Below are 22,228 nucleotides of genomic sequence, written 5' to 3'. Positions count from 1 at the left end.
CCGCCGTGGCAACACACGGAGCGACGATCGCGAGTCACTCCTCATCGAGTATCTCCGCGTCGTCGTCGGGGTCGATGACGAGAGAGGATATCGAATCGTCGTCGGCTTGATCGCTCCCACCGCTTGCTGACCCCTTCGATCCCGGACCGTCTCGGGGTGCGGCGTCGTCGGAGTTCCCCGGATTCGACGGCCCGATCCCGCGGTCGGCGAGTCGCCGTGCAGCCTCGCTCAATCCGTCCCTCTTTCCGATCGTCTCGCCGTCGGCTCGATCCGTGTTCCCGTCGGCTCGGTCCGTGTCGTCAGTCGGTTCCGAGCTCTCGGCGTGGGCGACGTCGGGCCCGTCCGTTCCTGCGTCCGAGTCGGTGGCGTCCGAGTCGGTGGCGTCCGAGCCGACGCCCACTTCGTCGATCTCCGACGGCTCCGCACTCGGGGCGTACGTCCGCTCAGCGGGCGGGACGAACGTCGTCTCCACCTCGCGGACCATCTTTCGGACCGCGTCGTCGTCGAGGCGGTCGGCGTACGCGTCGCGGATCAGGTCCGGAACGGCGTACGCGTAGTGGCCCCGACCGGCGTGTCGAATGAGCCCCGCCTTCCGGATCGGTCGGTGCCGGCTGTACGCGTGTCCGGAATCGCCGTCGCCGCCGGCGTCGATATGGGCCGCGATCGGCTCGCTGACGCCCTCGCGACGGTAGTGGCGGAGCATCGCTCGCGACAGGTCAGGGAGCGACTCGATCCGGCCACGAAGCTCGTCGATGACGGCCGCTCGGGTGCCCAGCTCCATCGCGTCGTCGAACCGAAGCGCGCCCTCCGCGACGTCCGCGCGCGTGACGGGGTCGACGTCGGCGTCCGGGTCACGATCGTCCTCGGTGCGGTCGGGGGCGTCCGGGCCGCGTCGGTTCGCTTTCGCGTCTCGCTCCGCGTCGGCATCGCCGCCGTCGCCGTCGTCGCCGTCGTCATCGGAGGCCGTGGTCGGGATCGCTTCGGTTGTCCCGTCCGCAGCGCCTGCCGCCGTGGTGTCGACCCTGTCCACGGCCTCGTCGTAGTCGTCGAGTCCGGCCTGTCCGCGGTCGTTCGGGTCCGAGAGAGTTCGACCGCTGCCGCCGCGGTACGGCGCTTCGGCCTTCCCCAACAGCGCCTGTGCGAACTGGTCGGCCATGTTGCTGAGGTCGCGGGCGTCCTCCAGTTCGCGTTCGAGCTGGTTGATCCGCGACCGTTTCTGGTCGAGCTCCTGTCGGAGGTCGGCCAGCTCGGATTCGTGTCGCGCCTGCTCGTCGGAAATGGACTCGAGTTCGTTCACCAGATCGCCCGAGACGGACTTGAGCTCGGGTCGCTCGAAGTCGTCGAGTCCGGGGGTCGCGCCGGCGTCGAACGTTCGCTTACGGTGGAACTGGATCCGGCGGATCGATTCGTCCCAGTCGGTCATCAGGAAGGCCTCCCCGTCGTCGAGTTCCTCGACGGCGTCGGCGTACTTCGAGCCGAGGATGCGCCCGACGACCTTCGTGTCGTTGTCCCAGGTGAGCCGGTGCCAGCAGAGCCAGTCGCACTGGGTGATGAAGTCCTTTTTCACGTCGGCCGGGCGCTGGCTGATCCCGACGATGCCGAGTCCGTGTTTCCGCCCGCGCTTTCCCACCTTGATCAGCATCTTTCCCGTCTCGTCCATCCCGCCGCCCTCCGGGATGTACTCGTGACACTCCTCGACGACGAGGAGGAACGGTTTCTTGAGCTTCTTCTCTTTCGCGAACAGCTGTTTGACGACGTTCAATAGGAGTTCGTTTGCGACCGACTCCTCCAGATATCCCGACACGTCGAGGATGATCGGCACGTTCTGTTCCAAGGCGAGCGACGCGATCTTCTCCGCGTGCTCCGGCGAGACGACGATGTCACACTCGTCGTCCGCGCCCACGTGGAGGATCTCGAACTCCTCTTTGAGCCCGTAGTACTCGCCGTCCGTGTCGACGATCATCACGGGGAAGCTGTTCGACAGCAGGTTCTCGATCACCACGGACGCGGTGTTGCTCTTCCCGGAGCCGCTCTTTCCGGTGATGAAGGATCGCCCCGTCAACACGTCGACGACCGGGAGCTCGACTGAGCTTCCCGCCTCCGCGGTCGCGTCCCCACCGATCCCATCGCTCACGTCCGCGACGTGGATCGTCTCCTCGTCGGTCATGGTGTACACAGGAGCGGCGGGTGTCAAAGACCTTCGCCTCCCAATCGGACACGTCGACGACGGGAATCGCCGCCGACGCCCGATGGCGGAACGACCGAGGTCGACAGTCGCTCACGTACGAGGAGGTCGACAGTCGCTCACGTACGAGGGGGTAGATCCCCGATTCACCGCGGGTCAAAACGGTGATGTGTACACACATGTGTATTAGTGACCACCACCGAAGGTAATCCTTATAAGGCGATCCGTAGATACGCACATCTGTTCAATGGGTCTTACTGAGACGCTTTCGGAGCGGTTCGACGTCGGGGGGCACGGCTCGGACGTTCGCACGGAGTTCATCGCCGGGGTGACGACGTTCCTGGCGATGTCGTACATCATCGTGGTTAACCCCGCGATCCTGTCGGCGGCGATCACCATCGACGGGTACGAATCGATCGAAGTGTTCCAGATGATCGCGATAGCGACGATCCTCGCGTCGGTCGTCGCCACGCTCGTGATGGCGTTGCACGCCAACCGACCGTTCGGGTTGGCCCCGGGGATGGGGCTGAACGCCTTCTTCGCGTTCACGGTCGTCATCGCGCTCGGCATCCCGTGGCAGACGGCGCTCGCGGCCGTCTTCGTGGAAGGTATCCTCTTCATCCTGCTCACCGCCGTCGGCGCGCGGGAGTACGTGATCAACCTGTTCCCGGAACCGGTGAAGTACGCGGTCGGGGCCGGTATCGGTGCCTTCCTGCTGTTCATCGGCCTCCAGGAGATGCAGGTGATCGTCGGCTACGAGGGAACGCTCGTCACGCTCGGTGACGTCGCCGCCACGCCCGCCGCGCTGCTGGGCGTCCTCGGCGTCCTCTTCACGCTGATCCTCTGGGCACGGGGCGTCACCGGCTCCATCGTCATCGGCATTCTCACCACCGCGCTTGCGGGATGGGTCGTCGCCGTCGCCGGCCTGACGAGTCCCGAGAACGTCGTGGACGGCCAACTGTACGCGACGTTCGCCGAACAGGGGCTCGTCGGCGGTTTGGTCACGCTCGTCACCGCGGTCCAGTTCGACTTCACGCCGCTGGCGGGCGCGTTCGTCGCCGGGCTCTCCGATATCGACCCGATCACCTTCACGTTCGTCGTGTTCACGTTCTTCTTCGTCGACTTCTTCGACACCGCGGGAACGCTCATCGGCGTCTCCCAGTTCGGAGATTTCCTCGACGAGGACGGCGAACTCCCGGAGATGGATAAACCCCTGATGGCGGACGCGGTCGGCACCACGGTCGGTGCGATGCTCGGCACCTCCACGGTGACGACGTACATCGAGTCGTCGACCGGCATCGAGGAAGGCGGCAGCACCGGCCTCACGGCGTTGGTGGTCGCCGGCTGTTTCCTCCTCGCCATCCCCTTCGTCGCGCTCGTCCCGATCCTCCCGGACTACGCCTCCTTCCTCGCGCTGGTCGTCGTGGGCGTGATGATGTTCCAGGGCGTTGTCGACATCGACTGGGACCACCCGGCGTGGGCGATCTCCGCCGCGCTGACCATCCTCGTGATGCCGCTCACCTACTCCATCGCCGACGGGCTCGCGGCCGGCATCGTCGCGTTCCCGATCATCAAGGCGACGATGGGCGAGGGCGACGACGTCAACCCCGGCCAGTGGGTCCTCGCCGTGCTGCTGGTCGCGTACTACGTCCTGCAGACCGGCGGATTCGTTCTCTAGACCGGAACCTATCCGGCGATGTTTTCCGTTCGGCCCCGTAGCACCGGCCATGGAGCGATGGGAGGAGGTTCGAGCGTGGAAGCTCCGAGAGCTTCCGGATCCGCCGAGCCTCACCGTGAGCCAGCTCCTCTCGAAGCTCTCCGAGAACGGCCCGCTGGCGTATCGATCGCCGCAGCCGGAGTGGGAGCTGAAAGCCCGGGTCCGACTTCGAGACGCGTTCACCTGTGCGCTGTGTCCGGCCGGCCGGATCGACACGGTCGACGGCGCGACGCGCTGGCTCGCCCGCGACGGACGAAGCCTGAAGCGTCCGGCCGGGGCGTCGACACAGGAGACGGCGGCCCGACGGCTCGACGTTCATCACGTCGTGCCGCGCGCCAACGGTGGCCCGAACGACATCCAAAACCTCCTCACGCTGTGTCCCGACTGTCACGCCGACGTCCACAACCACCGGGCGGACCGGATACCGCGGGACCGGACGCGACCCGCACTGGGAACGCAGGCTGACGGCGACGGCCGATGACGACGGTAACGAAATGGAGGGCCGATGACGACGGGAGCAATCGGGTGACCACGACGCCGGACGAGCAGCCACGGCGGACCCGATCGGCCGTGCACGCCGCGTGCAACGACCAACGACTTCTTTATCCGCCTGTGTCGTAGTCGGATGCGATGACCGATCTGAAGCTGTACGAACTCGCGGGCTGTCCGTACTGTGCGAAAGTCAAGGAGACGCTCGCCGACCTCGAGTTGGAGTACGAATCGATCATGGTGCCGCGGTCGCACGGCGAGCGAACCGAGGTCGAGGCGATCAGCGGACAGACCGGCGTCCCGGTGCTCGTCGACGAGGCCAACGGCGTCGACGGCATGTCCGAAAGCAACGACATCGTCGAGTACCTCCGGGAAACGTACGGGAACGCGAACTAAGCCGAGCCCCGACGAGGAGCGCTCGTCGAGTGGATCCGCCGAGAGAGATAAGTACGTTGAGTGGTAACTTTTGGCACACATGTCGGTGGAACTGCTCGCCGCCGCCGTCGCCGGGGTGATCGCGATCAACCTGATCGCCGCCTGGCTGATGCTTCGGGCCGACCACGACCCCAGCGAGTTCTTCGACGGCGGCACGTGGCGTCCGATCGGCAAGTCCGACGACGGGAACGGGTCGGATGAAGACGACGTATCCGGTGAAGGCAACGACGTTGAGCGGGACGACACCGGTCGGAACGCGGTCGACGACACACCGGAATGGCTCGACATCGATCCGGACGGGTCGAACGCGGGGCCGGACGGTGACCCACCGCCGCCGCTTTCGTCCGACTGCGACGCCGTCGTCTGTCGACACTGCGGGGCCGAGAACCGGCCCGGCTACCGATACTGTCGGTGGTGTGTTCGCTCGGGGTTCGTAGATGGCACCCGTGCGAACGCGGGAGACCCCGCAACGACGCAACGACCGTTCTGAGTCGTCGCGGCGTGGACCTCGTGAGATCGGGCCGCCGGCTCCGAAGTCCCTAAGAACGACGCGACCCCAGTGAACGTATGCAGTCGCTCGTCATCGTCGCCCACGGATCGCACCTCAACCCCGATTCGAGCGCGCCGACGTACGACCACGCCGACACGATCCGCGCGACAGGTGCGTTCGACGAGGTTCGCACCGGGTTCTGGAAGGAGGAACCGCACCTTCGAGAGGTCCTCCGAACGGTGGAGGGAACGGAGATCTACGTCGTCCCGCTGTTCGTCTCCGAGGGGTACTTCACCGAGGAGGTGATCCCTCGGGAGCTCCGGCTCGCCGACTGGGACGTCACCGAGTGGGACTCCGACGGGCTCTCCGCCGATCAGGCGACGCTCGTCGCCGCGGACGTCGACCGGACGGTCCACTACTGCGGCCCCGTGGGGACCCACGAGGCGATGACGGACGTGATCGTCCGACGAGCGGAGTCGGTGACCGACGATCCGGACGTCGGCGAGGGGTTCGGGCTCGCTGTCGTCGGCCACGGTACGGAGCGCAACGAGAACTCCGCGAAGGCGATCGAGTACCACGCCGACCGGATCCGCGAGCGCGACCGGTTCGACGAGGTACGGACGCTGTACATGGACGAGGAGCCCGAGGTCGACGACCTCACGGAGCACTTCGAGAGCGACGACGTCGTGTTGGTCCCGCTGTTCGTCTCGGACGGCTATCACACCCAGGAGGACATCCCCGAAGACGTCGGCCTCTGTGCGGACCACGCGGACGGGTACGACGTGCCGGAACTCGTCGACGGGACGCGCGTCTGGTACGCCGGTGCGGTCGGCACGGAGCCGCTGATGGCCGACGTGATCTTGGAACGCGCGGCCGACGCGGGCGCGGACCTCGGCGGTGCGCTCTCCGACGTGCGTGAAACGACCCGCGTCGCGACGGGGGACTGACCGTGTCGAACGGAGCCGTCACGGACGAGTCGGTCGACGTCGACCTCCCGAGCGACGCGTTCGACGCCTTCCGAACGGCGGTCGAGGCGATCGATGACGGGGACGTCCTGCGGTTCGAGCAGCTGCGCGCGAGCCGCGACGGGGAGAGTGTGGTCGTCGAGACCGACGAGGAGCGGTACGTCACGGACGGGGAGGCCGCGCTCCACGAGGTCGCGGAGACGCACACCGCGCTCGTGACGAACTGGTACTTCTTCGAGCGCGTCGTCGGGGACTACGCTCCCCGTCGCGGGTTCCTCCGGTGGCTGGAGGGTGCCGACGACGCGACGGTCGAGGAGCGGTACGCCGCGCTCCGCGACGGCGACACCCGCGAGTGGGGACAGCTTCGCGTGCGCGTTCGGATCACGGAGCGCGGCGAGCGGCGCTACGACGTGCGCCACGTCGACGACGCGGCGGCGGACGACGAGGAACTGGAAACGTATCGCGACCCGCTCGACGCCCGCCGACTGGTGAAGTTCGACGACGACGGCCGATATCGACCGCTGAAAACCGCACCGTCGCTTCCGACCGGCTGGGCGTTCCCGGAACTGGAGCCGCGGGCGGTGTACGAGACCGTCGAGACGGTGTACCCCGCGACCGTGGTCAACTGGCACCGCGAGCGGGAGGGAGCGCTCGACGTCGACCACTGGCGTGAGACGATGGAGCGACAGTCCGGGATCTACGGCGTGATCCGGACGTGGGACCGCGGGGAGGGTCACGAACACGTGAACCGGGTCGCGGCGGCCTGCTGTGACGACTCGCAGTGTCTGAAACGTCGCGAGTGGGAGTACGACGAGGACACCGACCTCGACGTCGACGGCGGGGACGGCGTGTTCCCCTGTCGGGAGCCCTGTTCGCTCGTCGTCTCCGCGGCCCGCAAGTGGACGCAACTGGAGGGCGAGGAGTCGCGGACCTACGAGTTCGAGCTGACGCCGAGCGAGAAAGAGCAGGTCGAGGCGATCATCGACGCGGTCGCGGACGGACGGACCCACGAGATCCGCGAGGCCGACATCTACGACGGCGCGAACCGCTACCGAACGCGCTACCTGCGCGCGAAGCTGTTCGACGAGGACGGGAACCTCTGTGGCGTCCCGACGGAGCCGGACGACAGTATCGAGGAGTGAGGAGACAACCGACTTAAATCGCGACAAGTCGGGGTAACGGTCTCGACGGTTCAAGCCGACCGCGCTCTCACGGTCGTCACGCCATGACCGACGACCCAGCGGCGACCGACGGCCGCACCGCGATAGCGACGTTCGATCACGAAACGGTTCGGTCCGCGAGCAGGCTGGTGATAACCGCGCTCGCGCTCGTGTTCCTGCTGTATCTCGTCACGCTGCTGCCGGGAGTCGACCGACTGGTCCCGGCCACCCCGGTCAGCGTCGCCGCGCTCGCGACGGCGATCGTCTCGGTCGCCGTCGCCGGACTGGTCCTGTCCGTCGCGCCGAAACTCGCGACGCTCACCCGCGTGGCCGCGGAGCGGGTGGGACCGGGTACCTCCCCGACGCGAGACCCGGTCGCGGAGAACGCCGCCGGGATCGCGTACTGGCTCGCCGTGCTCGCGGCCGTGATCGTCGTCCACCGCGGGTTCGCCGGCGCGGTACCGCCGCTGCTCGGCGGGCTGACGTGGACGTACGACGCCGCGTTCCTCTTCGCCGCTCTCGTTCCCGTCGTCTTCGTCACCGCCCGACTGGCGGCGACCGTCGACCCGCTCTCAACGCGGATCGCGGATCGCGTCGCCGAAGACGGCGAGAACGGAGAGCGTTCGGACGAGACCGACCGAGACGGGTGACGGGTCGATACCGCGATCACGGGGACTGCTCACCGTTCCATCCGGTAGTCGATCCGGAGGAACCGTATCCCGAACAGCCACATCTCGTGGGTCGCATGGAGCTGTCCGGAGTCATCGGGTCCGGCGGGGAGAACGCGAAAGCGCTGTGAGACCGGCAGGCGGAACGCGACCCACGGGAACCGGAGGTACAGCCCCGGATGTCCGCCGCCGGCGGTCGTCCACTCGATCCCGCCGCCAGTGACGTCCTCGGAGCCGACGCCGCGTCCGAAGCGCTTCGCGAGCCGACCGAACGGTCCCCGGTCCGGCCGGGCGACGTTTCGCGGGCGAAGCACCGTCGAGAGCGTACAGCCGGGCAGGGGGACGGCGACGTTGACGAACCGCTCGCCGCGATCGACCTCGTCCGGGTCGTGCTCGTACGTTCCGTACAGGGCGAGGAACACGCAGTCACCGCAGTCGGCGGTTCGGACCCAGCCGCGGACCCCGTCCCGCGTATCGTCGGGAAGGTCGACCGCGACGAAGCGGCTGTGCAGTCGACGCCAGCCGACGTCCGTGCCGGGGAGGTTCAACTGTTCGATCCGACTCGTCAGCCGGCTCGCGAGCCGTGCGCCGAGCCGAAACCCCCGACCCCACCGGACCCGGTAGACGAGCCGGTACGCCGCGGTGTGTTCACAGAACTCCCGCACGCGATCGTCGACCGCCGCCGGATCGAACCCGTCGCCCGCACCGTCGCTTCCGTCGCTTCCGTCGGATCCGCGGTCGGAGGGTTCCGCGTTCGAGCGAGCAAACGCGTCGAGGTCGTCGATCTCGCCCGTGGGTTGTGGCGCGTTTTCGTCGACGAGCCCGCGTCGATCGAGGAAGTCCGCGCCCACTCGACCGCGAGCGCGGAGCGTGGAGAGCGGCACCTCGCTGGCGGTCCGGTGTCCGCGCCGGAGTCGGTTCACGAGCCAGATGGCGACGAACGCGACGGGGTTCCGGAGCAGCATCCGGCCGACGATCCACGTCCTGACGAACTTCCTGACGGTTCCCATGGTCGAACAGGACCCCGGACAGGATTAAGTACTCGCACGGCAGGGATCCGAGCATGAAAGAGACCGTCAACACGGACGCGGCTCCCGAAGCGGTCGGCGCGTACAGCCAGGCGGCGACGAACGGGGAGTTGGTCTTTACCGCGGGACAGATCGCGTTGACGCCCGACGGCGACCTCCGCGCCGACGCGCCGATCGCCGAGCAGACCGAGCAGGCGCTCGACAACCTCCTCGCGGTGCTCGCCGAGGCCGGCGCGAAGCCGACCGACGTGCTCAAAACGACCGTGTTCCTCGCCGACATCGACGATTTCGAGGAGATGAACGAGGCGTATGCCGGCTACTTCGAGGAGTCCCCACCGGCCCGTTCGGCCGTGGAGGCGGGCGCGCTCCCGAAGGGTGCCGGCGTCGAGATCGAGGCCGTCGCGACGCTCGAGTAGATGTCGTCGACGAACGAGGCGGGCGGATCGACGCCCGATCCGCCCGGCGTCCCGGCGACGAAACGAGCCCGTGCGAAGTCCGCGACGCTGTGGGGCGTCGTCGGCGGGTTCGCGTTCCTCGTGCTCGCACAGGGGTACCTCCTGCTCGGCGGGGATCTCCCCGTTCCGTACGCGTGGCTGTTCGTCGTTGCGGTCGGCGTCACCGCGGTGTCAGGCGGTCTCACCTACCTCACGGAGCACCGGATAGGGTCGAAGAGAAGGACTTAACAGTCCCAGCGAATTACGTCCATCTGAGCCAGGATGGCCGAGTGGTAAGGCGCACGCCTGGAAAGCGTGTTCCCTTCCGGGATCGGGGGTTCAAATCCCTCTCCTGGCGTTTTTCGATGCATCATCCGACGAGCGGCGGCGTCGACGAACCGCCGACCGACCGACATCCCCGGTGACACAAGCTTCATAAGTATGGGTACTGTTAACACGACTAGCGATGCCAGACACGAAATCGGGCCGCGAGCGGAAAGGCAGGAACAAGCGCCGTCAGCTCGAGAGCCGCCTCAACGAGCGGGAGCTCGAAGCCGCCGACGAACCGCCGGAGCCGAGTACGGACGACGTCGACACGGAGTATCTCGTCGACCTCGACGAGCTCGACGGGTAACCGCTCGAGGCGGATCACTGTTCAGCCGATCGCGGTCGTCCGTGCCGTGATCGTATCAACTGTGCCGTGTTCATACCCGATCGTGTACGGTCGGGTCGGAGACGGATCGATGAAGTGAGATATCAGTATCGGTATTTAGGCCATCATCCTTAAGAGTAAACGAATCAACGTTGTGACAGACCTTTAGCGAGGTGAACACACGCATGAGCGGGTTCCAACGCGAAGACGACGCTGTCCCGATATTCGTCGGACAGCAACGGGAATCCGCTCGGATCGCGATCTGTGTGGGTCATGCGGAGAACCGTACCCGCTTGCGTGAGTGGTTGTCGTCACGGTACGAGGTGGTCGTGCCGGACGGTCGATTCTCGGACGACTCGGAGTTCGATCTCTGCATCGTCGACGAACGGGCGCTCGAGAAGCATCTCGACGCGTTACAGGCGCTCAAAGCACGGAGCCAACCGGAGTTCCTCCCGTTCCTGTTGGTGTCGACCACCGCGAGCCAGCGTGACACACGAGATCGCGTCTGGGATCTCGTCGACGAGATCGTGTCGGTCCCGACGAAGAAGGCGGTTCTCCACAACCGTCTCACGAACCTGCTCGAACGCCGCGAACTATCCACGCGACTGTCGGACGAGCTCGACCAACAGCGTGACCTGTTCCGCAAGATATTCGAGGCGTCGAACGACGCGATCGTCATCATCGAGCCGGACGGAAAGACGATCCGCGAGTGTAATCCACAGGCCTGCGAGCTGCTCGGCTACACCCAGGACGAGCTTCACTCGACCACGCCGATAGAGATACACGACGGAGAGCGCTCGGCGTTTCGAGCGTTCCATACCACCGTCCTCCGGAACGGACACGGATGGACCGACGCGTTGTGCTGCCGGACGAAGGGCGGTGAGTGCTTGGACGTCGAGATCTCGGCAGCGACGGTCGACGTCGACGGTCGTCCGCACATGTTGGCCAGCATCCGCGACGTCACGACGCGCACCGAACAGCGTCGGGTGCTCGACAACCTCCACGACGTCACGACCGAGCTGATGGCGGCACCGACGCCACGGGCGATCGCCGACGTCGCAGTGATCGCCGTGACGCGGGTGTTCGGGTACGACATCTCCGGCGTCCGACTCCTCGACGAGGGGACGGAACCCGAGACGCTCGAGCTCGTGGCGGCGACCGACGAGGCGTACGAACTGCTGGGCTCGGAGCCAGTAGCCTACGAGGTCGGCGAGAGCGTCGTCGGAAGCGCGTACGATCGCGGAGAGCGAGTCGTCATCGACGACATCCGCTGCGAGGACACGCCTCTCGAGTACGATCCGATCAGGAGCGTGATGTATCTGCCGCTCGGAGACCACGGGGTCTTGAGCATCGGTGTGACCGAGCCGGACGCGTTCACCGCCGCCGATCTCGAACACGTCGGCATCCTCGCCACGAACGTCGCGGCAGCGCTCACTCGAGCCCAGCGCGAACAGACACTGAACGAACGGAAAGAGTATCTCAGCGGCCTCTTCGAGAACACGACCGACTGCATCGTGGACGTCACGTTCGACGAGAAGACCCCACGGATCCGCGACGCCAACCCGGCGTTCGAGCGCGTGTTCGGATACGACGCCGCGGAGGTCCGCGGCGAGTCGCTCCCGGAGCTCGTCGTTCCCCCCGACGAACGGTCACAGTCGCTCTCGTTCATTCGACGAGCGTTGGCCGGGGAGTCGTCGGAGATAGAGGGGCGTCGCGACACCGAAACCGGCCGACGTGAGTTCCTCATCCGCGTCGTACCGATCCAACGGAACGGATCGAACCTCGGTGCGTACGTCGTGTACACCGACGTCACCGAGCAGAAACGGCGCGACCAACAGCTACAAGTTCTCAACCGCGTCCTCCGGCACAACCTCCGAAACAAACTGAACATCGTTCAGGGCGTCGTCGAGCGGGCGCGGTCGACCGAACAAGGGGTGTCGGACGGCCTCGTACGGACGGGAGCACGAGCCATCGACGACCTCCTCGATCTGAGCGAGACGGCACGGGAACTGTCGAAAGACGCGCGTGCGCACGACGCCCACGAACCGGTTTCCGTCACGGGTGTCGCCGAACGGGTCGGACGGTCGGTACGGGAGGAGTATCCCCGCGCCGAGGTCGACGTGACCGTGGAGACCGAGGCGTTCGTGGCCGGGACGGTCCAGTTGAAGCGGGCGCTCCGCGAGCTGTGTGAGAACGCGGTCACCCACAGCGATCGCCGCGAGCCGAGCGTTCGGATCGTCGTCGAGACCGATCCCGCGAACGCGGGTTGGATCACCGTCACGGTCGAGGACGACGGCCCCGGCGTTCCGGAGGAACAACGGATGGTCCTCCAACAGGGTGAGGAGACGCAGCTCGAACACGGGAACGGCCTCGGCCTCTGGGCCGTCCACTGGATCGTGACGAGTGCCGGCGGCGAACTGATGCTCTCGGACCGCGACGGACGGGGTGCGTCCGTGAGCCTGAATCTGCCGACGGTCGAGCCGGACGAGTTCGTCGGAGACGAGGCCGTGGTGGCGACCGATGACTGAGGGGCGAAAGCGGTTCGCGCCGGTCGCGAAGCAGGCCGTCAGAGAGACCGCGATGAACGGCAACTGCCGTGTGACGGGCGCGACGAGCGGAACGGTTACGGTTCACTCCGGAGAGAACACGGACATCACCAAACAATGACGGACGACACCCACTCACGACCCGCGGCGGACGCGACGCGACGGACGGAACGCTGCACGACCGGCGTCGAGGGTCTCGACAGCATACTGCACGGGGGGCTCGTCCCCGAGCGAAGCTATCTCGTTCGCGGCCGGCCGGGAACGGGAAAGACGATCCTCGGGCTCCACTTCCTGACTGACGGGGTCGAACGCGACGAGACGGTGCTGTACATCAATCTCGAAGAGACCACCGCGGACATCGAACAGAACGCGTCCACGCTCGGGTTCGACACCGACGGGATCCACTTTCTCGATCTGAGCCCGACGTCCGACTTCTTCGCGGGCGACCGCGGATACGACATCTTCGAGTCCAGCGAGGTCGAACGCGATCCAACGATCGATGCGATCGCGGATCGAGTGACGTCGCTCGAACCGGATCGGGTGTTCGTCGATCCGATCAGCCAGCTCCGGTACGTCGCGAACGACGAGTACCAGTTCCGCAAACAGTCGCTGTCGTTCATGCGGCTGCTCAGCGAACAGGGCGCGACCGTGTTGTTCACGACGCAGGCGACCGATGCGACCCCCGACGACGACCTGCAGTTCATGAGCGACGGCACGATCGAGCTCGGATACGGCTCGACGGGCCGAACGATCAGCGTCCCGAAGTTCCGAGGGTCGGCGACCAGAAGCGGCGATCACTCGGTGGCGATCACCGACGAGGGGCTCGTCGTGTATCCGGAGCTCCATCCGGACGAGTACGGACAGGAGTTCATCGACGAACCGATATCGTCCGGGGTCCCCGAGATGGACGCGTTGCTGGACGGCGGGCTCGATCGCGGCACCGTCTCGGTCATCACCGGACCGACCGGCGTCGGTAAAACGACGACCGGCACGCAGTTCATGAAGGAAGCGGCGGAGCGGGGAGAGCGCTCGGTGATGTATCTGTTCGAGGAAACCGAGGGGACGTTCATGCGCCGGTCGGAGGCCATCGACATCCCCGTCACGGAGATGCGCGAACGAGGGACGCTGCACGTCGAGGAGGTCGAAGCGCTGTCGACCTCACCCCAAGAGTTCGCCGACATGGTCCGTCGCGAGGTCGAATCGAAGGGGACCGAGGTCGTGATGATCGACGGTGTGTCCGGCTACAAGCTCTCATTACGCGGATCGGACGACGAGCTCGTCAGGCAGCTCCACACGCTCGGTCGCTATCTGAAGAACATGGGCGTGACCGTGATCATGGTCGAGGAGGTCGCGAACATCACGGGAGAGTTTCAAGCTACCAACAGCGGGATCAGCTATCTCGCGGACAACATCGTCTTCCTCCGTCACCTCGAGCTCCGGGGCGAGATGCGGAAGCTCATCGGCGTCCTCAAGATGCGAACCAGTGACTTCGAGCGGACGCTTCGCGAGTTCGAGATCACCGAACACGGGATCACCGTCGGCGAGCCGCTCGCCGGGGTCCAGGGCATCTTGAGTGGTACGCCGCGATGGACCGACGAAGAACCCCCATCGCGTACCGACTGAGGGCGGTTACAAGTACTCGCCCAAAAGCAGGTCGACGCGCTCGCGGGTCGCCTCCGGAATCGCGTCCGTCGGCGTGTTGATCGTTCCCTCGAGCGCGGTGTGCGCCTCGCAGGTGTGGTCGTCCGGAAGCGTCCGAACGGCCTCCTCGATGGCGGCTTTGATCGCCGCTTGGTTCCGCTCCGCGTTCTCCAGTACCTCCGCGAGAGTCACCTCGCTGTCCGCCTTCCAGACGTCGTAGTCGGTGACGCCCGCGATCGTCGCGTACGCGATCTCCGCCTCGCGAGCGAGCTTCGCTTCGGGGATCGCCGTCATGCCGACGACGTCCCACCCCTGTGCCCTGTAGAACTCCGACTCGGCGCGCGTCGAGTACTGTGGCCCCTCGATACAGACGTACGTGCCGCCGTTCACCACGTTCGTGTCGTCGGTCGTCGTCGCGCTCGCGGCCGCCGTCAGGTGGTCGACGAGTTCCGGGCTATACGGGTCGGCGAACGGCTGGTGGACGACGACGCCGTCGCCGTAAAAGGAGAGGTCGCGGTTGCTCGTGCGGTCGAAGATCTGGTCGGGGACCACGAGCGTGCCCGGCTCCAGCTCCTCCCGCAAGCTCCCGACCGCGTTCGACGCGAACACGTGGGTCACCCCCGCCTTTTTGAGTGCGTACATGTTGGCGCGGTACGGGAGGTCCGTCGGGGAGACCCCGTGATCGCTCCCGTGACGGGGAAGGAACGCGACGTCGCGGCCGGTGTCCGCGAACTCGCCGATCGTCACGGCGTCGCTCGGCTCCCCGTACGGGGTGTCGAACTCGACCTCGCGAACGTCGTTCAGCGGGAGCGCCTCGTAGATACCGCTGCCGCCGATGAATCCGATCGTGGACATGTCCGTGACTCCGGTCGCTCGGTACTTATAAGGAATGAACCGAGGTCGGGTGGGGCCGATCGCAGCCCGCAGGCGAGTCGTTCAGCACGGCGACTGTTCCGGCGCGGGCGAGTGGCTCACAACGCCAGCGACACCGTCCAGTACGCGCCGTATCCGATCGCGAGCGATCCCACGAGCGAGGCGATCCACGCAAGCACGGTGTATCCCATCTTCGCGCGGCTCACCCCTGCGTCGCCGGCCGCGTACCCCGCACCGACGATCGCCGAGACGATGATCTCGTTGAACGAGACCGGGATCCCGAACGCGACGGCGGTCTGTGCGATCGCGAACGACGGGATGAGGGCAGCGATGGACCGTCGCGGCCCCATCGAGGCGTAGTCCTGTGCGATCGCCTTGATCATTCGGGGCGCGCCCGTCCACGACCCCGCGAGCAGTCCGACGCCGCCGCCGACGAGCAGCGCCCACAGCGGGACCCCGACGTCGCCGAAGATCGGAACCAGCGGGCCGATCGCGAGGCCGACCTGCGAACCGCCGGCGGAGAACGCGACAAGTCCGCCCATCGCGAGGAGGAATCGTCGCTGTGCGCCCTCGCGGTCCCGTCCGATGTCGGCGAACACGGCCGCGGCGATGAGCGCCGCGAACGCGACCGTGACGGCGACGACACCGAGCGGTCCGGGCGCATCGAGTCCGAGCGCGAGCGCCTCGGCGACTGACGCCTGTTCGCCGGCCGGACCGAGCAGTGCGAACCCGACGTTCGCGAGGATGACGCCGACGAGCCCGGCGAGCACCGCGGTGAGCGCTCGCTCCGGGAGCCGATCGCCGATCAACGCCCGCGCGACGGCGTACGCGACACCGCCGCCGACGAACGGAGTGAGCAGCCACAGCGCGAGGATCTCCACGTACTTCGGCCACACCGGATCCCCGCCCATCGCGAGACCGACACCGACGACCGCGCCGGTGACCGTGAACGCGGTCGCGATCGGGTAGCCGGCGAACACGCCGATAGCGACGAGCCCCGCCGCGGTGAGCAGCGCGACGATCGCGGCACCCGCAGTGAGCGTCATTCCACCGATCAGCTCAGTCCCGACCGCCTCGGTGACGTTCGCTCCCTGCAGGACGGCCCCGAAAAAGCCGAGCACGCCGACGACGAGGCCGGCGCGCATGACCGAGATGGCGTTCGCACCGACGGCGGGCGCGAACGGCGTCGAACCGGACGATCCCGCACCGATCGACCACGCCATGAACAGGCTCGCAAGCCCGGCAACGAGAAACGTGAGGATCGTGACGGCGACCATCGCTATCGCTTGCCGTCCTCGTATCCCTCACGGAGTCCCAGGAGGGTACGGCGTACGAGGAGATAGCCGAAGAAGAACAACCCCAGTAGGCCCACGAGGAGGAGGGCCACGAGCGGATCGATCGAAACCATACCCCCGGTTCCGTCGGCATCGTGTTAGGCGTTTCGACGGCTCTCCGGTGCGGGTCGCCCCGGGTACGTGGGGTGGATCGGTCGATGACTCAAATCGACGTTTGTGCCTTCCCCACGTATAAGCTGTCCGCAGCGAAAGGGACGACTGCGACCCCCGCTTCGGCCCTCCACCGACTCAGTTCTCGTCCACCGACTCAGTTCCCGATCCGTCCCGCACGCTCGCCGCGAGAGCGTGCTCCTCCGGACGTCCCGCCGAGAGACGCGAACGGGGTGTCGCGACCGATCACCGGCCCCCGTACGGCGATCCATCGGTCGTACCGAGCACGGTCCATTACGGTTCGATCCGGAACTCCTCGAAGACGTCGCCGTCGGGTGTGACGAGTCGACCCGCCAGCCCGTCGGGCACCGGCTCCAACTCGGCGTGTGCTGGTCGATTTCCGCGCGGTTGGGCGTGGCTGCCCGGGTTCAAAAGCGCGACGTCCCCGGAGCCGTCGAACCGCGGTGCGTGGCTGTGGCCGTGGATTACGACATCGGCGTCCCGCTCCCGACCGAACATGAGCAGTCCCGTGTCCCCGCTCCGGTGCCGGTGAGTCACCGCGAACCGCGCCCCGCCGTACTCGACGACGCGGTGCTCCGGCAGTCGATCGCGGATCGGTCGATCCGCGTTGTTCCCGTACACCGCCCGCAAACTCCGTGCCTCGTCGGAGAAGGCGTCGAGCACCGGCTCTCGATAGAAGTCTCCCGCGTGGATCACGAGCTCCGCCTCCCGCACCGCCGAGTAGGTCCGCCCGCGCAGTCGATGTCCCTCGGTGCTGTGTGTGTCGGAGACGACGACGAGCATACCGGCACTCCGGTGGCGGACCTCTTAAACCGCCGGTCCTACCGCGGCGCTTTTGACCGAACGACGTGAACCAACGAGCGTGCCTCTCGGGTCACCGGTCACCGAACTCCTGTTGCTTGCCGTGGGGATCGGCCTCCTGTATATCGGTGCCGAGCTCCTGGTGAAAGGGGCCGCCAAGCTCGCGCTTGCGATCGGGCTCAAGGCGTCGACGGTCGGTGTCACCGTCGTCGCGTTCGCGACGACCGCACCGGAGCTGTTCGTCGCCGTGCTCGGTGCGCTCACCGTTTCGACGGACATCGGACTCGGTGCGATCGTCGGCTCGAACATCGCCAACGTCGGTCTCGTGCTCGGCGTTGCCGCCCTGATCCGACCGCTCGACGTCTCGGACACGGTGTTGGAACGACACGTCCCGTTCATGGTGTTGGCGGCGTTCCTCCTCGTCGCGCTCGGCTGGGACGGGCGGCTCGCGGCGACCGAGGGCGGCGTCCTCCTCGCGGTGCTCGTCGGGTTCACGCTCGTCGTGTTGCGACGGATCACGCGGACGCAGTCGGGGATCACGGCGGCCGAACGCGAGGAGATGCCGAACGCGACCCCCCGAGACGTCGCGACCGTCCTCGGCGGGATCGTCGCCTTGGTCGTCGGATCGCGATGGCTGATCGAGGGCGGTCGAGAGCTTCTCGCGGCCGCGGGGTTCTCTGACCTGTTCATCGGGCTCACCGTTCTCGCGATCGGGACCTCACTCCCCGAGCTCGCCGCCAGCGTCGTCGCTGCCGTCCGCGACGAGGCGAGTTTCAGCGTCGGCAACGTCGTCGGATCGAACATCTACAACGTCCTCGCCGTGATCGGGATCCTCGCGCTGATCACGCCCGTCGAGATCGCCGCGAGCGTTCGGGCGTTCGAGTTCCCCGCACTCGTCGCGTTCACCCTGCTTCTCGTCGGGCTGATGTATCGCGGGAGACGGCTCTCCCGCGTCGACGGCGCGATCCTCGTCATCGCCTACGTCGCCTTCGTGTACCTGCTGTTGCCGTGAGCGTTGATCCGCACCCGGAACCGCGCTCGTCGCGAACCGACGACTATTCGGACCCGCATGACCCACCGTCCTGCAGTGATAGCGATCGTCGTCAGTCGAGCGGATCACGCCTCCGAGCACATCGGCGAGCACCTCCTCGAGCTCGCTGCGTGGGACCGACACGAGGACCGCACGCGCCCCGACGGCGAGGGCGGCGGAACGTACTACCGCACGGACGGCTTCGAACTCCGGACGTTCGACGACCTCCACATCCACCTCGACGACCCCGCCACCGCGTTCGGCGGCGACGGCAGCACCGACGGGGACGGAGATCACGACGCGAACCGCGACGACGGTGGAGAGCCGGATGCGCTCGTGTTCGTCTCGCGGCACTCGGGAGACACCGGCGCGCTGTTGACCGCCCACGTCACCGGCAACTTCGGACCCGCGGAGTACGGCGGCGAGCCCGACGAGTTCGCGCGCGCCGCACCCGGCACCGAGAAGCGAGTCGTCGAGGCGCTCGACGACCACGCGCCCGAGGGGTACGACGTCGGCATCGAGTGCACCCATCACGGCCCCACGGCCGTCTCCGTCCCCTCGCTTTTCGTCGAGCTCGGCTCCGACACGCCCCAGTGGGAGGACCCGGATGCCGCCCGGGCGGTCGCGCGAGCGGTTCTCGACCTCCGCGGGACGAGTCCCGACCTGATCGGTTCCGATGGTCGGGCGCGACACGTCGTCGGGTTCGGCGGCGGCCACTACGCACCGCGGTTCACGCGGATCGTCCGCGACACCGAGTGGGCGGTGGGGCACGTCGGTGCCGACTGGGGGCTCGCGGCGTTGGGTTCGCCCGACGCGAACCGGGCGGTCATCGATCGCGCGTTCGAGCGGAGCGGGGCTGCCCACGCCGTGATCGAGGGCGATCGACCGGCGCTTCGCTCGGTGATCGAGGGGCTCGGACACCGAGTCGTGAGCGAGACGTGGATCCGCGAGGTCGGGGATCGTCCGCTGGCGCTCGTCGATGCGGTGGAGGACGCGCTCCGCCCGGTCGACGACGGACTTCGGTTCGGCGACGTCGTCCCGGATCCGGTTCGGGACGCGGATGGGGACCACGGTCCGTTCGTCGTGCGGGAGCTTCCCGCCGAGCTGCTGGCGAGGGCACAGGGAGTCGACGCGGACGCGACGCGTACCGCGGTCGAGGCCAGTGCGGTCGCGTTCGAGACCGAACAGGCCGGAACGCGGGCGGCCGGGGGCTGCGCGTTCGCCTCGGATCGACCGGGCCGACCCGACGCCGTCGACCTCGTCGCCGACCTCGCGGCGGTGCTGGAGGCGGCCTACGACGAGGTGACCGTCACGGACGACGCGGTGATCGCACGCGTCGAGGCGTTCGATCCGGCTCTCGCGGCCGAGCGGGGCGTCCCCGAGGGGCCGGCGTTCGGTCGGCTCTCCGGCGGCGAGGCCGTCGAGGTCGACGGCGAGACGATCGCACCCGACGACGTGAGTCGGACGACCGAGGACCGGTTCCCGATCGACGGGCCGGACTCGACTGGGGCGAAGTAGTCGCGTCCGTTAGTCGCGCCCTCGTGACTACTCGACGCGGGCGACGACGGTGTCACCGACCAGGTCGCCCACGCGCTGGTCGTCGTCGGTGAGCAGGATGACGACGAGTCCGACGAGGTAGCCGAACGCGCCGTCGACGATCCGGAGGACGTTCCGGATCGCGGCCGCGCGCATGTCGCAGTCGCCGCCGTCCTCGGTGATGACGACGATGCCGAGCAGTCGCTTGCCGATCGTCTGGCCGTATGTTCCCTCCATGTAGATGAAGTACGCGAAGAAGGCGATCGTCGACAGTCCCGCGAACAACACCCCGAGCGTGTCGCTCACGAGGGAGATCGCACCGACGACGATGCCGAGCGCGATCCCGACGAGCACGATGTCGATAATGAACGCACCGATCCGGGGCAACAGCGTCTCCGTGTGGGTGCCCAACCGTGGGCGTGGACGTTCCATGGACGGGACATCAATTCGCGATGATATAAAAAGGTGGTTGAAGGGATCGGCCGCCGGCTGAGACCTACCCTATCGTCCGTTAGAATCAAACGGTGCGGCGACGCAGTTTCGGGTATGAGCGCCGAACCGGAGGAACGGACGATCCGCTGTCTGGTCGCGAAGGTCGGACTGGACGGGCACGACAGGGGGGCGCACGTGATCGCGCGGGCGTTCCGGGACGCCGGCTTCGAGGTGGTCTACTCGGGGCTCCACCGCGCACCCGACGAGATCGTCCAGGCGGCGGTACAGGAGGACGTCGACGTGCTGGGGATCTCGATCCTCTCGGGGGCACACAACACGCTCGTCCCGAAGGTGATCGAGGGGCTCAAACAGTACGACGCGTTCGAGGACACCCTCGTGCTCGTCGGCGGGATCGTTCCCGCCGACGACGAGGCGACGTTGAAGGAGTTGGGCGTCGCCGAGGTGTTCGGCCCCGGCACGCCGATGGCGGAGACGATCGAGTTCATCCGGGCGAACGTCCCGGAGCGCACGTAGATGGTCGCGGAGTCGAGCGGTTCGGATACCGGCGAGTCGATCGATCTGGTCGAGGAGCTTCTCGGAGGGAGCCAGCGGGCGCTGGCCCGTGTAATCACGCGCATCGAGAACCGGTCGCCGGGGTACCGCGAGCTCGTCGCCGCGCTGCACGCACACACCGGATCGGCACGGGTGATCGGGATCACGGGCGCGCCCGGTGCGGGCAAGTCGACGCTCGTCGACAAGCTCGCTGCCGCGTACCGCGAGCGCGGCGACACGGTCGGGGTCGTCGCGGTCGATCCGTCCTCGCCGTACACGGGCGGTGCAGTGCTCGGAGACCGGATCCGGATGGCGTCGAACGTCGGCGATATGGAGGTGTTCTTCCGCTCGATGAGCGCGCGCGGACAGCTCGGCGGGCTCTCGATGGCGACCGCGGACGCAGTGAAAGCGCTCGACGCGTTCGGCAAGGACGTGGTCATCATCGAGACGGTCGGGGCCGGACAGAACGAGGTCGACGTCGTCCGCACCGCCGACACCGTCGCGGTCCTCGTCCAGCCCGGATCGGGCGACGACGTCCAGACGCTGAAGGCCGGGATCCTGGAGATCGGCGACGTGTTCGTCGTCAACAAGGCGGACATGGACGGCGCGGAGCGAACCCTCGCGGAGTTAGAGGAGATGGTTCACAGACGCGAGAGTCCCACGGCGGGACTCGACACCGGCCATCACGGCGTCGAGACGCCCGATCATCCGGACGACGCCGGTGAGAGCGACCGGGACGCCGGGGAGAAGGATGGCTGGAACGACGACTCGTGGACGCCGGCGGTGCTCCGGAGCGTCGCGACGACGGGAGAGGGTATCGACGAACTCATCGAGACGTTCGAGGCACACGAAGCGCACCTGCGGGCGTCCGGAGAGTCGACGCGACGGCAGCGACGACGCTACGCCGAGGAGATCCGAACGCTGGTGCGGTCGGAGATCGGCGAGCTCGCGACCACGGAACTGGAGCGGCGCGGCGGCGTGGAGGCGCTCGCGGAGCGCGTTCGACGGCGCGAGACGGACCCGTACACGGTCGCGAGCGAGGTGATCGCCCCGATCGCGGCATGCGTCGACGGCGTGACCGAGGGCGCTGCGGCCGGTCGGACGGACGACGCCACCGACGAGGAGTGA

At 67.2% G+C, this 22,228-nt stretch carries 24 protein-coding genes and 1 tRNA gene; 18 read left to right on the top strand and 7 right to left on the bottom strand.

Annotated features, from left to right (window positions below):
- Positions 1–34 precede the first annotated feature (34 nt).
- Positions 35–2,167 (bottom strand): helicase HerA domain-containing protein, encoded by a 2,133-nt coding sequence (locus ACNSN7_RS06630; RefSeq protein ID WP_418281486.1) that lies wholly within the window; start codon positions 2,165–2,167, stop codon positions 35–37.
- Between the two features lie 265 nt (positions 2,168–2,432).
- On the opposite strand from ACNSN7_RS06630, the gene ACNSN7_RS06625 reads away from it, so the two are divergent.
- From ACNSN7_RS06625 to ACNSN7_RS06595, 7 genes are all read left to right on the top strand, one after another.
- Positions 2,433–3,863, top strand: a complete 1,431-nt coding sequence (locus ACNSN7_RS06625) for an NCS2 family permease (protein WP_418281485.1) — start codon at positions 2,433–2,435, stop codon at positions 3,861–3,863.
- A gap of 49 nt (positions 3,864–3,912) precedes the next feature.
- Positions 3,913–4,383 (top strand): HNH endonuclease, encoded by a 471-nt coding sequence (locus tag ACNSN7_RS06620; protein ID WP_418281484.1) that lies wholly within the window; start codon positions 3,913–3,915, stop codon positions 4,381–4,383.
- A gap of 149 nt (positions 4,384–4,532) precedes the next feature.
- Positions 4,533–4,787: a glutathione S-transferase N-terminal domain-containing protein gene (locus ACNSN7_RS06615; RefSeq protein ID WP_418281483.1), complete on the top strand. Its 255-nt coding sequence runs from the start codon at positions 4,533–4,535 to the stop codon at positions 4,785–4,787.
- A gap of 79 nt (positions 4,788–4,866) precedes the next feature.
- Positions 4,867–5,316: a DUF7577 domain-containing protein gene (locus tag ACNSN7_RS06610; protein WP_418281482.1), complete on the top strand. Its 450-nt coding sequence runs from the start codon at positions 4,867–4,869 to the stop codon at positions 5,314–5,316.
- Positions 5,317–5,393: 77 nt separating this feature from the next.
- Entirely contained in the window at positions 5,394–6,263 is an 870-nt protein-coding gene (locus ACNSN7_RS06605; protein ID WP_418281481.1) for a CbiX/SirB N-terminal domain-containing protein, read from the top strand.
- Between the two features lie 2 nt (positions 6,264–6,265).
- Positions 6,266–7,423, top strand: coding sequence for a DR2241 family protein (locus ACNSN7_RS06600; protein WP_418281480.1), 1,158 nt, complete (start codon positions 6,266–6,268; stop codon positions 7,421–7,423).
- Between the two features lie 83 nt (positions 7,424–7,506).
- Positions 7,507–8,091 carry a hypothetical protein gene (locus ACNSN7_RS06595; RefSeq protein WP_418281479.1) on the top strand — a complete coding sequence of 195 codons (585 nt, stop codon included), beginning with the start codon at positions 7,507–7,509 and terminating at the stop codon, positions 8,089–8,091.
- A gap of 29 nt (positions 8,092–8,120) precedes the next feature.
- Here the strand turns inward: ACNSN7_RS06595 and ACNSN7_RS06590 are convergent, their stop codons facing one another.
- On the bottom strand, positions 8,121–9,119 hold the full coding sequence (locus ACNSN7_RS06590) for a hypothetical protein (RefSeq protein WP_418281478.1): 999 nt from the start codon (positions 9,117–9,119) through the stop codon (positions 8,121–8,123).
- A 53-nt stretch (positions 9,120–9,172) separates the two neighbouring features.
- On the opposite strand from ACNSN7_RS06590, the gene ACNSN7_RS06585 reads away from it, so the two are divergent.
- The 7 genes from ACNSN7_RS06585 (at position 9,173) to ACNSN7_RS06555 (ending at position 14,392) form a co-directional block, all read left to right on the top strand.
- Positions 9,173–9,553 (top strand): Rid family detoxifying hydrolase, encoded by a 381-nt coding sequence (locus tag ACNSN7_RS06585; protein WP_418281477.1) that lies wholly within the window; start codon positions 9,173–9,175, stop codon positions 9,551–9,553.
- Positions 9,554–9,820, top strand: coding sequence for a DUF7981 family protein (locus ACNSN7_RS06580; RefSeq protein WP_418281476.1), 267 nt, complete (start codon positions 9,554–9,556; stop codon positions 9,818–9,820).
- A gap of 27 nt (positions 9,821–9,847) precedes the next feature.
- A tRNA-Ser gene (locus ACNSN7_RS06575) sits at positions 9,848–9,929 on the top strand.
- A 108-nt stretch (positions 9,930–10,037) separates the two neighbouring features.
- A complete protein-coding gene (locus tag ACNSN7_RS06570; protein WP_418281475.1) occupies positions 10,038–10,205 on the top strand; it encodes a hypothetical protein in 168 nt (55 codons plus the stop codon).
- 347 nt (positions 10,206–10,552) lie between these two features.
- Entirely contained in the window at positions 10,553–12,751 is a 2,199-nt protein-coding gene (locus ACNSN7_RS06565; protein WP_418281474.1) for a PAS domain S-box protein, read from the top strand.
- Entirely contained in the window at positions 12,744–12,890 is a 147-nt protein-coding gene (locus ACNSN7_RS06560) for a hypothetical protein (RefSeq protein ID WP_418281473.1), read from the top strand. Before ACNSN7_RS06565 ends, ACNSN7_RS06560 begins: the two co-directional genes overlap by 8 nt.
- Positions 12,887–14,392, top strand: a complete 1,506-nt coding sequence (locus ACNSN7_RS06555) for an ATPase domain-containing protein (protein WP_418281472.1) — start codon at positions 12,887–12,889, stop codon at positions 14,390–14,392. The genes ACNSN7_RS06560 and ACNSN7_RS06555 overlap by 4 nt, the downstream gene beginning before the upstream one ends.
- Before the next feature lie 6 nt (positions 14,393–14,398).
- Here the strand turns inward: ACNSN7_RS06555 and mtnP are convergent, their stop codons facing one another.
- The 4 genes from mtnP to ACNSN7_RS06535 form a co-directional block, all read right to left on the bottom strand.
- The gene (mtnP, locus tag ACNSN7_RS06550; RefSeq protein WP_418281471.1) at positions 14,399–15,265 is read right to left on the bottom strand and encodes an S-methyl-5'-thioadenosine phosphorylase; all 867 of its coding nucleotides are present in this window, start codon (positions 15,263–15,265) and stop codon (positions 14,399–14,401) included.
- Between the two features lie 116 nt (positions 15,266–15,381).
- Positions 15,382–16,560 (bottom strand): inorganic phosphate transporter, encoded by a 1,179-nt coding sequence (locus ACNSN7_RS06545; RefSeq protein ID WP_418281470.1) that lies wholly within the window; start codon positions 16,558–16,560, stop codon positions 15,382–15,384.
- Between the two features lie 2 nt (positions 16,561–16,562).
- Positions 16,563–16,691 (bottom strand): DUF7859 family protein, encoded by a 129-nt coding sequence (locus ACNSN7_RS06540; RefSeq protein ID WP_418281469.1) that lies wholly within the window; start codon positions 16,689–16,691, stop codon positions 16,563–16,565.
- Between the two features lie 331 nt (positions 16,692–17,022).
- Positions 17,023–17,532 (bottom strand): metallophosphoesterase, encoded by a 510-nt coding sequence (locus ACNSN7_RS06535; RefSeq protein WP_418281468.1) that lies wholly within the window; start codon positions 17,530–17,532, stop codon positions 17,023–17,025.
- A 79-nt stretch (positions 17,533–17,611) separates the two neighbouring features.
- Between ACNSN7_RS06535 and ACNSN7_RS06530 the strand changes: the two genes are divergently transcribed.
- Both ACNSN7_RS06530 and ACNSN7_RS06525 read left to right on the top strand, forming a co-directional pair.
- A complete protein-coding gene (locus ACNSN7_RS06530) occupies positions 17,612–18,562 on the top strand; it encodes a calcium/sodium antiporter (protein WP_418281467.1) in 951 nt (316 codons plus the stop codon).
- Positions 18,563–18,637: 75 nt separating this feature from the next.
- The gene (locus tag ACNSN7_RS06525; protein WP_418281605.1) at positions 18,638–20,098 is read left to right on the top strand and encodes a D-aminoacyl-tRNA deacylase; all 1,461 of its coding nucleotides are present in this window, start codon (positions 18,638–18,640) and stop codon (positions 20,096–20,098) included.
- A 27-nt stretch (positions 20,099–20,125) separates the two neighbouring features.
- Here the strand turns inward: ACNSN7_RS06525 and ACNSN7_RS06520 are convergent, their stop codons facing one another.
- A complete protein-coding gene (locus ACNSN7_RS06520; RefSeq protein WP_418281466.1) occupies positions 20,126–20,548 on the bottom strand; it encodes an RDD family protein in 423 nt (140 codons plus the stop codon).
- Positions 20,549–20,662: 114 nt separating this feature from the next.
- Here ACNSN7_RS06520 and ACNSN7_RS06515 point away from each other — a divergent pair, with 114 nt between their 5' ends.
- Positions 20,663–21,082 (top strand): cobalamin B12-binding domain-containing protein, encoded by a 420-nt coding sequence (locus tag ACNSN7_RS06515; protein WP_418281465.1) that lies wholly within the window; start codon positions 20,663–20,665, stop codon positions 21,080–21,082.
- The gene (gene meaB / locus ACNSN7_RS06510) at positions 21,083–22,228 is read left to right on the top strand and encodes a methylmalonyl Co-A mutase-associated GTPase MeaB (RefSeq protein WP_418281464.1); all 1,146 of its coding nucleotides are present in this window, start codon (positions 21,083–21,085) and stop codon (positions 22,226–22,228) included.

This window comes from Halorubrum rarum (genome assembly GCF_048380895.1).
Classification (GTDB): Archaea; Halobacteriota; Halobacteria; order Halobacteriales; family Haloferacaceae; genus Halorubrum.
This window is presented reverse-complemented; position numbering and strand designations above follow the sequence as displayed.

What these genes read in the sequence shown, in the direction of transcription:
- ACNSN7_RS06570 (WP_418281475.1), top strand. Translation starts at nt 10,038, where the DNA reads ATGCCAGACACGAAATCGGGCCGCGAGCGGAAAGGCAGGAACAAGCGC.
- ACNSN7_RS06620 (WP_418281484.1), top strand. Translation starts at nt 3,913, where the DNA reads ATGGAGCGATGGGAGGAGGTTCGAGCGTGGAAGCTCCGAGAGCTTCCG.
- ACNSN7_RS06545 (WP_418281470.1), bottom strand. Translation starts at nt 16,560, where the DNA reads ATGGTCGCCGTCACGATCCTCACGTTTCTCGTTGCCGGGCTTGCGAGC.
- ACNSN7_RS06610 (WP_418281482.1), top strand. Translation starts at nt 4,867, where the DNA reads ATGTCGGTGGAACTGCTCGCCGCCGCCGTCGCCGGGGTGATCGCGATC.
- ACNSN7_RS06590 (WP_418281478.1), bottom strand. Translation starts at nt 9,119, where the DNA reads ATGGGAACCGTCAGGAAGTTCGTCAGGACGTGGATCGTCGGCCGGATG.
- ACNSN7_RS06515 (WP_418281465.1), top strand. Translation starts at nt 20,663, where the DNA reads ATGAGCGCCGAACCGGAGGAACGGACGATCCGCTGTCTGGTCGCGAAG.
- ACNSN7_RS06615 (WP_418281483.1), top strand. Translation starts at nt 4,533, where the DNA reads ATGACCGATCTGAAGCTGTACGAACTCGCGGGCTGTCCGTACTGTGCG.
- meaB (WP_418281464.1), top strand. Translation starts at nt 21,083, where the DNA reads ATGGTCGCGGAGTCGAGCGGTTCGGATACCGGCGAGTCGATCGATCTG.
- ACNSN7_RS06595 (WP_418281479.1), top strand. Translation starts at nt 7,507, where the DNA reads ATGACCGACGACCCAGCGGCGACCGACGGCCGCACCGCGATAGCGACG.
- ACNSN7_RS06605 (WP_418281481.1), top strand. Translation starts at nt 5,394, where the DNA reads ATGCAGTCGCTCGTCATCGTCGCCCACGGATCGCACCTCAACCCCGAT.
- ACNSN7_RS06630 (WP_418281486.1), bottom strand. Translation starts at nt 2,167, where the DNA reads ATGACCGACGAGGAGACGATCCACGTCGCGGACGTGAGCGATGGGATC.
- ACNSN7_RS06540 (WP_418281469.1), bottom strand. Translation starts at nt 16,691, where the DNA reads ATGGTTTCGATCGATCCGCTCGTGGCCCTCCTCCTCGTGGGCCTACTG.
- ACNSN7_RS06520 (WP_418281466.1), bottom strand. Translation starts at nt 20,548, where the DNA reads ATGGAACGTCCACGCCCACGGTTGGGCACCCACACGGAGACGCTGTTG.
- ACNSN7_RS06625 (WP_418281485.1), top strand. Translation starts at nt 2,433, where the DNA reads ATGGGTCTTACTGAGACGCTTTCGGAGCGGTTCGACGTCGGGGGGCAC.
- ACNSN7_RS06560 (WP_418281473.1), top strand. Translation starts at nt 12,744, where the DNA reads ATGACTGAGGGGCGAAAGCGGTTCGCGCCGGTCGCGAAGCAGGCCGTC.
- ACNSN7_RS06535 (WP_418281468.1), bottom strand. Translation starts at nt 17,532, where the DNA reads ATGCTCGTCGTCGTCTCCGACACACACAGCACCGAGGGACATCGACTG.
- ACNSN7_RS06555 (WP_418281472.1), top strand. Translation starts at nt 12,887, where the DNA reads ATGACGGACGACACCCACTCACGACCCGCGGCGGACGCGACGCGACGG.
- ACNSN7_RS06585 (WP_418281477.1), top strand. Translation starts at nt 9,173, where the DNA reads ATGAAAGAGACCGTCAACACGGACGCGGCTCCCGAAGCGGTCGGCGCG.
- mtnP (WP_418281471.1), bottom strand. Translation starts at nt 15,265, where the DNA reads ATGTCCACGATCGGATTCATCGGCGGCAGCGGTATCTACGAGGCGCTC.
- ACNSN7_RS06580 (WP_418281476.1), top strand. Translation starts at nt 9,554, where the DNA reads ATGTCGTCGACGAACGAGGCGGGCGGATCGACGCCCGATCCGCCCGGC.